This is a genomic window from Weissella hellenica (assembly GCF_005405545.1).
Lineage (GTDB): Bacteria > Bacillota > Bacilli > Lactobacillales > Lactobacillaceae > Weissella > Weissella hellenica.
Map to the genome: position 1 here is coordinate 64,681 of NZ_BJEG01000009.1, position 15,491 is coordinate 80,171.

At 35.4% G+C, this 15,491-nt stretch carries 15 protein-coding genes; 10 read left to right on the top strand and 5 right to left on the bottom strand.

Annotated features, from left to right (window positions below):
• Window positions 1–442: 442 nt before the first annotated feature.
• The 10 genes from mutM (at window position 443) to yidC (ending at window position 10,514) form a co-directional block, all read left to right on the top strand.
• Window positions 443–1,279, top strand: coding sequence for a DNA-formamidopyrimidine glycosylase (gene mutM, locus FFM61_RS06010; RefSeq protein WP_074426957.1), 837 nt, complete (start codon window positions 443–445; stop codon window positions 1,277–1,279).
• Window positions 1,279–1,872, top strand: coding sequence for a dephospho-CoA kinase (gene coaE / locus FFM61_RS06015; protein ID WP_083194415.1), 594 nt, complete (start codon window positions 1,279–1,281; stop codon window positions 1,870–1,872). The genes mutM and coaE overlap by 1 nt, the downstream gene beginning before the upstream one ends.
• Before the next feature lie 24 nt (window positions 1,873–1,896).
• On the top strand, window positions 1,897–3,249 hold the full coding sequence (locus FFM61_RS06020) for a replication initiation and membrane attachment family protein (RefSeq protein ID WP_074426959.1): 1,353 nt from the start codon (window positions 1,897–1,899) through the stop codon (window positions 3,247–3,249).
• 6 nt (window positions 3,250–3,255) lie between these two features.
• Window positions 3,256–4,236 carry a primosomal protein DnaI gene (gene dnaI, locus FFM61_RS06025; protein ID WP_083194416.1) on the top strand — a complete coding sequence of 327 codons (981 nt, stop codon included), beginning with the start codon at window positions 3,256–3,258 and terminating at the stop codon, window positions 4,234–4,236.
• Window positions 4,236–5,351 (top strand): YibE/F family protein, encoded by a 1,116-nt coding sequence (locus FFM61_RS06030; RefSeq protein WP_074426960.1) that lies wholly within the window; start codon window positions 4,236–4,238, stop codon window positions 5,349–5,351. Before dnaI ends, FFM61_RS06030 begins: the two co-directional genes overlap by 1 nt.
• 2 nt (window positions 5,352–5,353) lie before the next feature.
• On the top strand, window positions 5,354–6,130 hold the full coding sequence (locus tag FFM61_RS06035; RefSeq protein ID WP_074426961.1) for a YibE/F family protein: 777 nt from the start codon (window positions 5,354–5,356) through the stop codon (window positions 6,128–6,130).
• A 90-nt stretch (window positions 6,131–6,220) separates the two neighbouring features.
• Complete coding sequence (locus tag FFM61_RS06040) at window positions 6,221–6,910, top strand: response regulator transcription factor (protein WP_042494106.1); 690 nt, start codon at window positions 6,221–6,223, stop codon at window positions 6,908–6,910.
• Window positions 6,911–6,925: 15 nt separating this feature from the next.
• Window positions 6,926–8,407, top strand: a complete 1,482-nt coding sequence (locus FFM61_RS06045; RefSeq protein ID WP_074426962.1) for a HAMP domain-containing sensor histidine kinase — start codon at window positions 6,926–6,928, stop codon at window positions 8,405–8,407.
• Window positions 8,408–8,454: 47 nt separating this feature from the next.
• Window positions 8,455–9,456 carry a nucleoid-associated protein gene (locus FFM61_RS06050; protein ID WP_074426963.1) on the top strand — a complete coding sequence of 334 codons (1,002 nt, stop codon included), beginning with the start codon at window positions 8,455–8,457 and terminating at the stop codon, window positions 9,454–9,456.
• A gap of 113 nt (window positions 9,457–9,569) precedes the next feature.
• On the top strand, window positions 9,570–10,514 hold the full coding sequence (yidC, locus tag FFM61_RS06055; protein ID WP_074426964.1) for a membrane protein insertase YidC: 945 nt from the start codon (window positions 9,570–9,572) through the stop codon (window positions 10,512–10,514).
• 84 nt (window positions 10,515–10,598) lie between these two features.
• On the opposite strand, the gene FFM61_RS06060 is transcribed toward yidC, so the two are convergent.
• The 5 genes from FFM61_RS06060 to mvk all read right to left on the bottom strand — a co-directional run bounded on the left by FFM61_RS06060 (window position 10,599) and on the right by mvk (window position 15,359).
• The gene (locus tag FFM61_RS06060; protein ID WP_074426965.1) at window positions 10,599–11,141 is read right to left on the bottom strand and encodes a TetR/AcrR family transcriptional regulator; all 543 of its coding nucleotides are present in this window, start codon (window positions 11,139–11,141) and stop codon (window positions 10,599–10,601) included.
• A gap of 117 nt (window positions 11,142–11,258) precedes the next feature.
• Window positions 11,259–12,299, bottom strand: a complete 1,041-nt coding sequence (gene fni / locus FFM61_RS06065; protein WP_074426966.1) for a type 2 isopentenyl-diphosphate Delta-isomerase — start codon at window positions 12,297–12,299, stop codon at window positions 11,259–11,261.
• Window positions 12,300–12,304: 5 nt separating this feature from the next.
• Window positions 12,305–13,375 carry a phosphomevalonate kinase gene (locus FFM61_RS06070; RefSeq protein ID WP_074426967.1) on the bottom strand — a complete coding sequence of 357 codons (1,071 nt, stop codon included), beginning with the start codon at window positions 13,373–13,375 and terminating at the stop codon, window positions 12,305–12,307.
• A complete protein-coding gene (mvaD, locus tag FFM61_RS06075; RefSeq protein WP_074426968.1) occupies window positions 13,369–14,352 on the bottom strand; it encodes a diphosphomevalonate decarboxylase in 984 nt (327 codons plus the stop codon). Before mvaD ends, FFM61_RS06070 begins: the two co-directional genes overlap by 7 nt.
• Window positions 14,353–14,378: 26 nt before the next feature.
• A complete protein-coding gene (mvk, locus tag FFM61_RS06080; protein ID WP_210726668.1) occupies window positions 14,379–15,359 on the bottom strand; it encodes a mevalonate kinase in 981 nt (326 codons plus the stop codon).
• Window positions 15,360–15,491 lie beyond the last annotated feature (132 nt).

Sequence of the window (15,491 nt, forward strand, 5' to 3'; positions counted from 1 at the left end):
ATCGAATCAGAACAATTAGCTTTTTATATTTTAGACTATGTATTTCAAGTAATAGACTTTGGGAGTATGTTTTCGACATGTAAGTTGATATAACCCCGAAATTTATTAAGGATTAAGCACTGATATCAAGTTAGTGGTGCTTTTATTTTTACCTGAATACGTCATTAAACAATAAAATAAAGGTAACAAGTTTATTAGCTTATCTAGCTAATTCGATTTAATTTATTATCGTTTTTCAATAGATAAAAATTGTGCCCATTAGGTTGTGTTAAAATGCATAATTTAATGGGCTTTTTTTCATGAGTTAGATAAGATAGTATAATAGTTACTAGAATAAAGAATGTAAAGTTAAACTTAATCAAGTTATTTTATAAAAATCACAGTTAAGATTTTTGTTAAGAAAAAATAAATAAACATTGCCACAAAGGGGTTTACAAGAGATATGCCAGAGCTACCAGAAGTAGAAACAGTCCGTCGTGGACTTACAAATTTAGTTGCCGGACGTACGGTACAAAGTACAGAAGTTAGATGGGAGAAAACGGTTGGTGGATTGACCGCTGCAGAATTTAACGATACATTGCATAATCAAAAAATCATAAAAATTGATCGACGTGGTAAGTATTTGTTATTCCGTTTTACGAATGATATTACAATGGTTTCACATTTAAGAATGGAAGGATCATATTATACGGTACCTACGGGAACAGAACCGGGTAAGCATGATTTAGTTACGTTCCATCTCGATGAAGGAATTGATTTGTTCTATCGTGATACACGTAAGTTTGGTCGTATGAATGTTGTACCGAATGATAAGGTAATGACCGTTGCTGGATTAGCGACAATCGGTCCTGAGCCAACTGAAGAGACGTTAACTCTTGACTATATGATTAGTGAATTTGGTAAGTCAAAGATGCATGTGAAGCCATTTTTGCTAAATCAAAACCATATTGCTGGTTTAGGAAATATCTATGTTGATGAGACTCTTTGGCAATCAAAAATTCATCCCTTGACCTCAGCAAACAAACTAACGACCGAAGAATTAGCGACTTTACGAGAAAATATTATTCACGAATTAACTCGTGCGACTGAGCATCATGGTACAACAGTGCATAGTTTTACGAATGTATTTGGTAATGCTGGTGAATTCCAAAATGAATTACAAGTATATGGTCGTGTCGGACAGCCTTGTCTACGTTGTGGTGAACCTTTGCTGAAAACCAAAGTAGCGCAACGTGGTACAACTTACTGTCCAGTTTGCCAAGTAGAAAGGTTAAAATAATGTTTAAGTTGGGGTTAACAGGCGGTATCGCAACCGGAAAATCAACGATTTCAAATTACTTAATTTCTAAAAATATCCCTGTATTAGATGCTGATAAAATTGCCCGACTAGTTGTAGAGCCAGGTACACCAGGATTATCCGAAATTGTTGATTATTTTGGGGATGCCATTTTACAAGATGATCATACACTTAACCGTAAAGCACTCGGTAAAATTGTGTTTAGCGATGCACAAGCGCGAGATAAATTAAACGCCATCACACATCCACGTATTCAACAGATGATGACGGAACAATTAGCACAACTTGCTAAACAAAACACCCCATTAGTGGTCTTAGATATTCCATTATTGTTAGAAAATCATAATGTTGCTGGTGCTGATGCGGTTATGCTAGTAACTATACCAAAACACGTTCAATTAGAACGGTTAATGGATCGTGATCAATTAACACTAACTGAAGCAGAAAATCGTATTACTGCACAGATGCCATTATCCGAAAAGGAACAATTAGCAGATTATATTATCGATAATTCAGGTTCAATTACCGATACATATAAACAAGTTGACCAGATTATTCAACAAATATTATTTTAATAATCAGAAAGGAGTAATAAATTCATGGCAGATTTTTCAAATCAACAACGCTATCGCTTAATTTATGATGACTTAATTGACATGACGTCTGTACGTTCGCTAACTAGGGTATATTTGCCCATTATTGGTCGAGATGCCTATACGCTGTACTTGGCATGGGCAACCATGGGGGAAACAATACAACCAAAGCATCGCCATGTTGATATATTAGATCAACTTGCGATGAATCAACATTCTTTTCTGATTGCGCGGGAAAAATTAGAAGCAATGGGGTTAGTCAAAACTTTCAAACAAACGACAAATTTTGCAACACAGTGGGCTTATCAAATATTCCCACCTTTGACAACCCATGCCTTCTTGTCTGACGTGTTACTCTCTAGCTTATTAGCTCATTATTTGGGGGATGAATTATTTAACGATTTGGTTAGTGATGAGAAAGTTGATAATACAAATATTCCTGGGGATGACGTTTCTAAAACGTTTTTTGATTTAGTTGGACAAGAAAGTTTTATTAAGCGCAATCATGCACCGTTAACGGAAACGAATGAAAAAAATACGTTATCAACTAATATTCGAAAGGCAACCAAATCTTTAGATGTTAATCTACTAAGTGATATGTTGCAATCTTATAATATTAAGCAAAATGTACTTCAAAAAAATGAAGTTGACCTAATGGTTTATAAATCATTATATGGGTTAACTGATTTGGAACTTGTTCGGGTGATCCAAGCGACAACAACACCAACGCAACAAATTAATTTACCAGCTATTAAAAAACATTTAGAGAATAACTTTAAACAATCTCAAATTTCACAGGTCCGTTCAACTAAAATTGATATGAATGAACCTACAAAAGCACCAACTTCAGCTAAAAATACGGATGACCCTGCAAGTAAAATTGTACAAATTGCACAATCGACTGCTCCTTTAAGTTTTTTAAAAAATTTGCGCCAAAAGAAAAATGGCTTTGTCGCCGATAATGAAATTAAAGCCTTGTCTGATATTATACAAATGAAGCTGGTCACCCCAGAAGTATTAAATATTACTTTATATGAACTAACGGTTATTGAAAAAAGAACAACATTAAACAAAACAATTTTACAGACCCTTGTCAATGATTGGTTACAAAATGGGGTTACAGATGCAGTAAGTGCGCTACAATACTTACAACGTCGCAATAAAAAGCAACAAACACGCACAACACAGTCATCAAATAAGAAATGGTCAAACACTAATAAAAATTCAAAGCAAGAAACACGCCCAGATTGGGAAAATCAACACGGGACATCTGTGTCACAATCAGATGCTAAATCGGCAAGGGCTGCTCTTGAAGCTATTAGGGCACGGCGTAATAAAAACAACCCAAAGGAGACATAAGATACGATGAGTGATGAAAATTTTAAAAATCATGAATCACACGCTTCTGATACACCGATGAATATGGGACAAGCGCTACGTGATTTTATGGATAAAAAACAACTAAATGGTCGTTTCCAAACTTTAAAGAGGGATGTTTACCAAGATACGGAAATTCGTCATTTTTTTAATCAATATAAAAATAGTCTGTCAAAAGATATTATCGAACGTGATTTTGCTGTTTTGTATGAATATTATTCTCAGCAGCATAAAGCGAAAAAAGGTCAAAAAGTCGTTCACCAAGGTTATGTCCCTGCTTTAAAAGTTGTTGAAAATCGTATTGTTATTATTTATGAACCAGACGAAGCAACACAACTAGCACAACGTATGAACATGCAGGCTAATTTAGTGAAATCTATTGGGATGCCTAAATTAATTAAAAGGGCCCGTTTAGATGATTTTTCTGATGAAGATTCTGATCGTTTGGCTGCACTTACGGGAACATTAAGTTTTATTGATGCCTACCTTAAAGAACCTGATGATTTTCATCGGGGGATGTATCTTCACGGGGCATATGGTACTGGTAAAACGCATCTAATGGGGGCAATGGCCAACGAACTAGCGCAAGAAGGTGTACCAGTCACGCTTATTCATTTACCAAGCTTTGTGGTAGAAGTACGTAGCGTTATTGGCACGGATGAACAACCGCAAGATAAAATTAACGCTATCAAACAAGTGCCAATTCTCGTTATTGATGATATTGGAGCAGAATCTTTAACAGCGTGGGTTCGCGATGATATTTTAGGTGTCATTTTGGAGTATCGTATGCAAAATGAATTGACGACCTTTTTTACGTCGAATTTCTCAATGAAACAATTAGAAAAAGAACATTTTACAATCACTAAAGATGGGGCTGAACCAGTAAAAGCAGAGCGTTTAATGCAACGCATTAGATATTTATCAAAAGAAGTGCAAATGGCTGGCGATAATCGTCGGGAGCTTGATTAATGAACACCAAAAAAATTAACCACTTTTTTTTAAAAATACTAGTTGTATTAGTTTTAATGCTGACTAGTTTTGTTGTCTTACGTCATAATGCAAGTTGGTATCAAGATAGTATTGGTGAAGTAACGTCAGTCAAGCAAGTATCTACCAAGACACTTCAAGATCAATATGGTAATAAAGTAACCCAACATCATCAAAAAGTATCTGTTAAACTATTAAATACCCAAAACAAGGGTAAAACAGTTTCATTTATTAATAGTTATGACGATGCCAAAGCGATTACACAACCCTTAAATAAGCATGATCAGATTTTTTTAGCTAAATCGTCGAAAGCCTGGGGACTTAAAAATTTTAAACGTGATATTTTTTGGATTCCTATTTTAATTTTGGTGATGGGCCTTTTGATTATATCAATGGGTAAAGCTGGTAGTTTCATGGTATTGTCGCTTATAATCAATGTCATCTTATTTATTGGGACAATTTATTTAAATTTCGTAACCAAGGAAGCGAATATTTTTTGGTTATTTATTTTATTTAGTATTATTGCATCAATGCTAACGTTAATCTTTGTTATGGGTATTAAAAGACGATTAACATGGACTGTGTTGTTAACAGTCGTAACATCAACAACTGCAGCAATGTTAATCGGTTTACTGGTTTTTAACATAACTAACGAAAAAGGACTACACTTTGAATTAATGTCTTTTATCACTCAATTACCGCAACCAATGTTTTTATCAATGACATTAGTAGGTGTCTTAGGGGCTGTAATGGATGAAGCAACTGATATGATTGCAACTTTATTTAGTTTGGAGCGAGAGCACCCCGAAATCGGCATAAAAGAACTTTTAATTACCGGTCGTCATGTGGGGCAAGAAATTTTTGGTGCTTTAAGTAATACCTTGTTCTTAATTTTCATTGCTGAACAAATTCCAATGGCTATTTTATATTTAAGAAATGGTAATAATTGGGGCTTTACTTATACCATGAATTTATCCTTAGGCATGGTACAAACGTTAATCAGTGCTATTGGTATTGTATTAACCGTGCCAGCTGGTATTTTTTGGGTATGGATTTTACATAAGTGGCGACAAAGGAAAATGGAGGCAAATATATAAACATGAGTGTTTTATTGATGTTATCAATTATTCTATTTGTTTTAATGTTAGTTGTCGGTGGTGTAAAAGGAATTGGTGCCTTTATTAGTTTATGGATTAGTTTTGCAATCTTGGTTGTCATGATGCTTTTAATTAGCTTTCAATTTAATCCTTTTTGGGTACTATTAATTGGGGGAAGTTGCTTATTGACCGTCACGGTTTTGAGCGCTGGTGCAGATGAACGGACAACAACTATTGCGCTGATAGCAAGTTTTTTGGTGATGATTATGCTATTAATCGTTATTTTACCAACCGAGCATCTTGCAATTGCCCAAGGGTTTGCTGAAGAAAATTCAGAAGATCTAGAGGGATTATCTTTAGCAATTAACATTGATTTTGGTACGTTGGGTATCGTAGCAGCTTTATTAGCAACATTAGGTGCCATCGCTGAAGCTTCCGTGGCCATTACAACTGGTGTTGGCGAATTGTTAAATGAACGTCCAAATATTAGTAATCGAGATTTAATTGATGTCAGCCAAGTATTAGGAAAACAAATTATTGGAACGGCTGTTAATACTGTATTATTTGGATTTCTAGCCGACTTTTTAAGTTTGGCTGTATTGTTTGGTAAGTTACAATACACTTTTGGTGAGATTATTAATGCAAAATTATTTACATCATCAATGTTGTCATTATTATATGCATTATTGGGGGTTTTACTAACATTACCCGTCACAATTGGCATTTTTTTACTTTATCAAAAGCGGCAAAAACACCATACTAGTGGGGAAAAGCTATGATTTATGAGAAAGTCATGTTATGATAAAGGTAAATATGTCATTATTGGGATACGTTTGTATCCTGTAAGAAAGTAACCAGAGGTATAGCGTATGAGTAGTGTGCTTGTGATTGAAGATGAAGAAAACTTAGCTCGTTTTGTTGAGTTAGAGTTACAGCATGAAGGGTATGAAACCCATGTTGAAGATAATGGACGTGGTGGTTTAGACGCAGCTTTAGCAAGTGATTATGATTTAATTTTACTTGATTTAATGTTACCAGAACTAAGCGGTTTAGAAGTTGCCCGTCGTTTGCGTGAAGAAAAAAACACACCAATTATTATGATGACTGCGCGTGATTCTGTTATTGATCGTGTATCAGGTTTAGACTATGGTGCTGATGATTATGTTGTAAAGCCTTTTGCAATCGAAGAATTATTGGCCCGTGTTCGTGCTTTGTTGCGTCGTATTGATATTGAAACAGAAGAACACAGTACGCATCAAAGTGTTGTTCGTTACCGTGATTTAACTGTTGAAAAAGAAAATCGTATTGCCCGTCGTGGTAACGAGATTATTAACTTAACCAAACGTGAATATGAATTGCTTTTGATTTTGATGGAAAACATCAACGTTGTACAATCTCGTGAGGAACTACTTAAAAAGGTTTGGGGATACGATTCTGAGATTGAAACAAATGTTGTGGATGTTTATATTCGTTATCTTCGTAATAAGATTGATCAACCTGATTCACGGGCGTCTTATATTCAAACGGTTCGTGGTACTGGATACGTTATGCGTCAGTAATTTGGAGGAAAATTAATGGGTAGATCATCATCCATTATTGAGAAAACACCACAACAGAAGGCCCTTTCCTTAAAATGGAAATGGGCCCTTGGTTCTGTTGTCGGTGTTTTTTTAATATTTATTATATTTACATGGTTTGTTATGCAAGCATTTGCAAAACAAATGATGTCAACGGAAAGACATCAAGTAACAAGTTCATTAAATGCCGTAACAAATCGTTTGCAAAATATTAACGCCTCACAATTGTTACCAACTAAAATCGATCAAATATTACAGCCAGATAGTAAAGAGTTTAATGACGTGGTCAACGATCCGGTGTTGCAACAAGTTGCTCGAACAGACTATACGATTCGTGTGTATAACCGAAAGGGCAACCAAGTTTACCCAGTTGGGGAACAACCCATCCCGTTTCACGAAACTAATAAACGAATTATTCGTGTTGAACGAATAAAAGGGATTAAAATGTTAGTTGGGCATCAGGAACTTCGTGATTCAAATAATAAAATTATTGGCCATGTTGTTATTGAAAATCATTTGACAGCGTACCATAAAACGTTTAATCGTATTTATTCGATTATTACAATTTTGATTATCTTAGGAACATTTTTAATTGCACTGTGGGGTTATTGGCTCGCTGGTTTCTTTCTACGACCAATGGATAGCATCAAAAATACAGTAGATACAATTAATCGGGACCCGCAAGCACAAGTCCGCGTTAGTACAGATGATCGTAAACCGGATGAATTAACAGACTTATCTAATTTATTAAATGATATGCTTGATAAAATGCAACGGTTTATCCTACAACAACACCAATTCGTTGAGGATGTTTCACACGAGCTCCGAACACCTGTTGCAATTGTAAAAGGACACATGGAATTATTAAATCGTTGGGGAAAAGATGATCCGAAAATTTTAGACGAGTCAATTCGTGCATCCTTACAAGAGATTAGTCGTATGGAAGGTTTAGTTTCTGAAATGCTAGACTTAACCAGAGCGGATCAAGTTGAATTGACATTCCGAGAGGGCGATACGGATGCTAAAGATTTAATTAACGGTATCTATACTAACTTTAAAATGATTCATCCTGATTTCACTTTTTGGATTGATGACGATTTAAAGGGACCGACAATTGTTAATATGAATCGTGATCATTTAGAACAAATTTTGATTATTCTATCTGATAATGCAGTTAAATATAGTCAGGATCGACGTGAAATTCATTTTGCTGCATCACGTTCAGGTAATTTAGTTGAATTAGCAGTTCAAGATTTCGGTGAAGGTATTAATCCTGAAGACGCCAGTCGGGTCTTTGATAGATTTTACCGTGTTGATAAGGCCCGTTCTCGTAAACAAGGAGGCAATGGCTTAGGTCTAAGTATTGCTCAAAAGTTAGTGGAAGGTTACGGTGGTAACATTCAATTAGAATCTGCCATTGGGCAAGGTTCCATTTTTAGAATTACATTACCAATTAAACATCAAGATAAAAATAAGTAGAAAAGCAGGTGAGGCATTAACCTGCTTTTCTATTGTAAAGGAGTAATATGATAATAAAACACGTTATTTTACATGTACTAGATAAAAATAGTGGTAATTTAATTGCATCTCAAGATGAATTAGATCTTAATCAACCTAGTTTGCATGAATACATCGAAAAACTAATTGAAAAGTTTAAAAATAGTGATTATAAAACAGGACAATTAACGGATAATGATGACATTAGCTCTAAAATTTCTGATAGCAATAATCAATCATTTGCCACTAAAGCTACAGTTTTAGCAGAAGAGTTATTTGACATCATTGCGCCAAGCGAAACGATTCCAGCTGGTGACCTATTAGTTATTGAATTTTCAGAAGGCGTTGACGATTTTTTTAGTATTTTAAAATTAAATTTCACCCCACGTTACACACATGCAGTAGAGTACCAAGATGAAAAGCTTGTTAATAATCTTGTTTTAAACCAAGCTGTTTTACCCGCAGCCACTCAAAAGGTTGATGAAGGAATTATCATTAATTTAATGAGTGGTATCTATATGTTGATCGAAAAAAAATATCTAATTGATGGTCATCGTACCAATTATTTTTCTGAGAATTTTTTGAAAATTCATCCTGAAAATTCAACAAAAGATAATATTCAAGCTATCAAACAAGCTGTCAAATCAGTTGCTAGTAAATTCGATATGCCTGAACATGAAGTCTTAGCAGAAACACAAAATACGATTTTTGATACTGTGCAAGATGATGGTGAAATTAAAACTTCAGTAATAGCTGAATCCGTCTTTAAAGGTAATGTGTCTGCACAGCAAGCGTATCAGCAAATTATGGATACCAAACAATTAGAATCTGATATTAATGTTCCCAATACAGAACGCATTGAGAAAAAATATCGTTTACAGCGGTTTAAATTAGATTCGGGGATTGAAATTTCAATTCCAATGGATATATACCAAGATAAAAGTAAGGTAGAATTTATTAATAAACCGGATGGCACAATGTCACTTATTATTAAGGATATTGAATCGATAATTAATAAATTCAATTCATAAAATAGACGATGTCTTAATGACAATAAAAATTCTAAATATATTATACATTTCATGATATAATTGTTATTTGAAATAAGAGAATACGAAAATGAATAGGTAGGAAAAAATACTTCATGAAAATTAAAGGTTTAACCCCGATACTATTAATTGTATTAGTTGTTTTGTTTGTTACAGGACATGCTGACTTCTTAAAAGGACCACTAACTGACTTTATGCACTGGTCTGAAACAGCAATTGGTGGTATCAATGCAGTTGGTTGGTCAATTATTATTTTGACATTGGTTGTCCGTTTGATTTTGTTACCAATGATGATACACCAACAACGTAATGCAACAATTCAACAAGAAAAAATGCGTCTATTGCAACCACAATTAAAAAAGGTTCAAGAAGCCCAAAAAAGTGCGCAATCTCAGGAAGAACAAATGTTAGCTTCACAAGCAATGATGACGATATATCGTGAAAATAATGTATCCTTGCTTGGTGGGATGAACTTTGCAACACTAATCATCCAATGGCCTATCTTCATGGGTTTGTACGCTGCAATTAAGAATTCAAATGAAATTGCTCACGCAACTTTTTTTGGGATTAATTTAGCCTCACATGCGCCAATTTTAGCAATTGCGACGGCAATTGCATACGGTATTCAGGCTTATCTATCACTAATTGGTATTCCTGCTGAACAAAAAAAGCAAATGCAAATGATGATGTATGTTATGCCAATTATGATGTTATTCATGACATGGGTAACCAATGCTGGTATTGCGTTGTATTTCTTTGCTGGTGCGCTGGTTATGATTCTTCAAACACTTATTATAATTGTTTGGCGTCCACGCTTGAAAGCCCAAGTTAATGCAACTTTTGAAGTGAAAGATGTTGTTGATGATGCATTAGCCGGTAAAATTAAAGCAAAGCCTTCTGGTCGTTTTGCAGAAGCAATGCAAGCTGCTCAAGAACAACAACAGCAACAAAACGGTAGTCGTAAAGATATTACGAATACAACCCAAGAACATACTAGTTCAAAGGGTGGTCGTAATGCTGGTAAGCAAGACCGCAAATAGTTAAATTCAATGAAAAAAAGGTATTGATAATCACAATCATTTATATGATTGGTTATCAATACCTTTTTTATTTAATCATGTTATCTAGATGGTAGCTTGATGAGCATTGGTCATATTATTAGCAATTTGAACCATCTGATCAATTGATTCATGTGCACCAGTTGCAATCCATCTAATAGCTAAAGCAAGCATACCAGAAGCAATGAAGTCTGATACATAATCAATAGAGCGATTAACAGTTACTGCATTTTGGATACCTTCAGCGTACAAACTATGTAAAATATCACGTAAAGGTGGGTAGAATTGCTCGCGTAACCCGGCATTTAGTAAAACAGCAATAGCAATACCATTCGCTTTGACAAAACCAAAGAATGCACGTGAAATAGCTTCTGCATTTAAAGGTAGTTCAACGGCTTCTTTTTCAAAGTCTTGGGTTAACTGCATAACAATAGCTTGGATGACTGCTTCTTTTGTACCAAAATGGCGATAGAAAGCCATCCGTGACACGCCTGCCTTGCGAGTGATTTCAGTAACTGCAAGTTGGTCATAAGATTGGCTTTGCAACAAGGTCAGCGTTGCATCTATTATTTGATCATCAGTTTGTTGACGAATACTTTCTGTTAACATGTTTTTCATATTTTTATTTTACGACATTATCAAGAATGTAAGTAAAAAAACAGGCAAAATGAAGGTTCACTTTACCTGCTTTAGAAAAACTTTGAAAACGCTAATAAAACGTTAAATTTATAAATGTCGTTGGTCCTTATAATGTAATAATTCTGCAGATAAAATATAAGGTACATTTACCAAATCATCTGCTGATTTAGCACCAACTAATGCGTATAATTTTTTTAACTGTCGTTGCCAATTTAAAATTTCATCAACTAATCCTTCAGGACCATTTTGAAGAACAGTATGCAAAAAATGACCAGCCACTCCAACTGCTTTTGCCCCCATAATTTGGGCTTTTAAAACATCTAATGGATCTTGAATACCACCCATAGCGAAAATAACAGGTGCTTTCGCTACTGACTGTGCCTCTAATAAACTTTCTGCTGTTGTTTGACCCCAATCATATAGAAAATCAAAACTTTTATGCTGTTCACGATTACGTCTATCTTCAATAACCGCAAAATTAGTGCCAGAACGACCACCGATATTAACATATTCGGCACCCATATTATATAAGTCTTGAATGACTGCCGCACTCATACCAAAGCCAACTTCTTTGATGATGACAGGTACGTTAACGGTTTGGATAATATCCGCAATATTATCTAACCACATAAACTCTGCATCACCTTCAGGCATCACAATTTCTTGCGGGACATTTAAATGCACCTCTAAAGCATTAGCTCCAATCATATCAACAACTTTTTGTGCAGCTTTTGCATTATGACCAGCGCCAATATTTGCCATGATAAAGCCATCTGGATTAGTTTGACGAGTAACCGTAAAGCTTTCAATAGCGCTACTATCCTTTAGTGCTACACTCTGTGAACCAACTGCCATGGCTATACCAGTTTGACGAGCAACTTCAGCAAGTTGCTGATTAATTTTCCCAGTTCGATTACTACCACCCGTCATAGCTTCGATATAAAAGGGCGATGTAAAATTAAATTTTTCATCTTTCACAGCAAGAGAAACATCAGCAATATTTATTTCAGGTAAACTATTATGAATGAGACGAACTTGTTTTAGAGATGATACTGGTTGATGTTGTCGATATTCAGCTTCAGCTAATGCTAAATGTTCATCTTTTCGATGTGCGTGTGCTGATTCCATATTGCTTATTCTCCTAAAGTTGCGATATGTAAGGGTAGTGGGATAATACCCGAACGTTGCCATGCTTTTTGTAATTTTTCTTTATTTTCATTACGAGTTGTAATTGCAATAACATTATCGCCGCCGCCAGCACCCGAAATTTTTGCTGGTATATGTAAGTCAGTGGCGATGTTGAGCGCATCAGTTAAGCTAGCCGTCAAATAATTAATCCCAACTTCATTTGTATAATTAGTGATGTCGGTCGCATTTAAAAGAATGCTTTGAGACACCATTTCAAAATTGCTATTTTTAAGTCCCAAAATAAATTTATTAATAAGTGGCTTTGTCGTTAAGGCAAGTTTTTCTTTTGCAGCTGCTATTTTTTCAGATGGTATAATATGATTCAATATCTCTTGTGTGTCAGCAGGTGTTTTTGTCCAACCAATTGCAATTTGCCAATCAGTAGGCCATGGCAAAATTTTGATAGCTAAACCAGGCCAATCACGTTGCATAATCGTTGCATAATCCATTCCATTAGCTAGCAATTGATTCACAAAAAAATCATCAAATTTGTGGTAAGATAAAACATTTCCATAAGTTGCCACGGCAACATCAGCCATTGATCCTTTAGAAAATTGCGGTAGGGTTAACATAACAAGGGCACCTAATTTGAATTGTTCTTGCTTAGATAATTTCAAATTAAATACTTGATTAAATGCTTTTATAATTGCAACAACTACTGCAGCGGAGGATCCTAATCCTAATTTTTTACCTTGAAAAGTTAAATCACTTGTAATATTAAGTTTTAGTCCTTGATAGACAGAAAGATTTTTAAAATGATATTGGTATAAAACAGCCATCGTTCTTTTTACTAACTGCCAATTATCTATTGTAAGTGGTTTTTGTATTTGTTCAAAGGGTATTTTTAAATTGCCAAGTTGATCACTCGTGATGTCTACTACTTGCATATCATTTGATTCAGCTGTTACGGTAACGTACTTATCAACTGCAAAGGCAACCGCACTTTGAAAAGGAAATGTTATTGAATATTCACCAATCAAAAATAATTTACCAGGTGCTTGTGCCGTCGCTAACATATTGAATCTCCTGCATTAATTTGAATACCTGGGCCTGGGTGCGCATTAATAATTTGATTATCTGAAACAACTGATAATAATGATTCTTTAATAACCTCAGTATCAGCAGGATTAGAAATTAATTTCACATTTGGGCCAGCATCCATTGTGGCGTAAACAGGAATTCCTTTTTGCCGTAATTCCTGGGCCATCAAAATAACTTCCCAACTTTTATCGGTTAAATAATTAAACGGTGGAACAGCCGTCATATTAGTTGCATGCATTTGAAGCGCGTTGGCTTCTGCTATTTGACCAATAGTCGTTATATCATGATTATGAATTGCAGTTATCATTTGATTAACTTGTTCGTTAGCTGTTTTAACCCATAAATCATAAAAAGGAGAGGTTGCCATAGCATGTTGCATGCCAGCACGTGAACCGACTGCTTTTTGTTGGTCATTAATAACCACGGTCATCAACTGAATTGGCCAATCCGCATCGGCCAATAATGGTGAACCGACTGATGTTGTATCGTCGCCCGGCGTCCACTGCGCAAAGCCACCAAAAACGGAACGGGTTGCTGAACCTGATCCATGGCGTGCTAAACGCGAAAGTTCTGTCAACGTTAAATCTAAACCAGCTGCTTTACTAGCAGCACCAGCTAATGCTGCGAATGCTGAAGCTGATGATGCTAAGCCCGCTGCCGTTGGGACATGATTAGTTGAAATGACTGATGCATAACTCGTAATGTCAGCTTGACGCCGCACAACGTTAAGAAATTGACTAACTTTTTGTAAGGCATGGCCCGTCATGACTTCATTATCTAAGATAAACTTATCAGTCGTTAAACTTTCATCAAACCAAACCGTCGTATCTGTATAAAACTCATCAAGTGTCAAAGATATGGATGTCGTCGTAGGGGTTATGATAGCAGTATCTGCCTTACCCCAATATTTTAATAATGCGATATTTGTATGCGCACGTGCTGTAAAATGCATTCTAAAAACTCCTAATGCTAAAATGATTAATGACTATATGTTTGCGTCCAAACTTCGTGTGCACCGGCAGCTTCTAACGCCATTAAAACATTGGTTGTTTGCTCGGCGTTTTGAGTTAGTGCAATCATTGTACCACCAACGCCACCACCAGTGAGTTTAGCGCCTAAAGCACCAGCATTGCGAGCTGCTAAAATTAATTCATCTAATTTAGGATGAGAAATTCCTAAGGCTTCTAGATGCTTTTGCGCTTTATTCATAAATTGTCCTAATTTAAGGACGTTATTCTCCGAAATAGCAATACGAGTATTTTTAACAATTTCCCCAATTTTATCAATATGATGCTGTGTCGTTTTAGGTTCATTAAACAAATGTTCACGCACAACTGCCACTGCCATTCCTGTTTGTCCCTGAATACCTGTATCAGCAATGATGAGTGTTGCATCTAATGCTACATTTATTTTTTGAGGCTGTTCGCCTTTAACAAACCAAATTGCTTGATCATTAGCAACTGTTGCAGTGTCTAAACCTGAAGGTGACCCATGAGTAATTGATTCTTCAATACTTGCCCAACGTTGTAATTCTGATTTTGAAAGTGGTTTATTGAAAAAATCAAAAAAACCACGAACAATAGCAATTGCTGTTGCTGCAGATGAACCCATACCACGTTCTTGTGGAATGTTAGAAGTAATGGTCATCGTAAAAGGCATATCTGCTGCATCAAAGTATCGTAATAATCTAATGATAAGCTGACGAATACCTTCATAAACCTCTGCCATTGCTTCTAATGACCCGCGATAGGCTTGAGATAAGATAACCTGTCCTGCTTCACGTGGTTCTATTTTGACAGTCATTGCTAAATCCGGTAAGGGAAGTGCAATGGCTGGTTGGCCATAAACGACCGCATGTTCGCCAAGTAAAATAACTTTGGCATGGCTTACGCCGATTCCTGGTTTTTTCACTTTGAAATTACCAATCCATTCTATTTTTATTGTAGCTTTTTTAATCATATCAAATTCATAGGCTAATTACATCATATAATTATAAGTTTAAATGTATGTATCCTTTTCAATTTTACACGATTTTTAACAAAATATAATAGAATATGCTTTATATGAATGTGACATAATCCAATAGCAGAT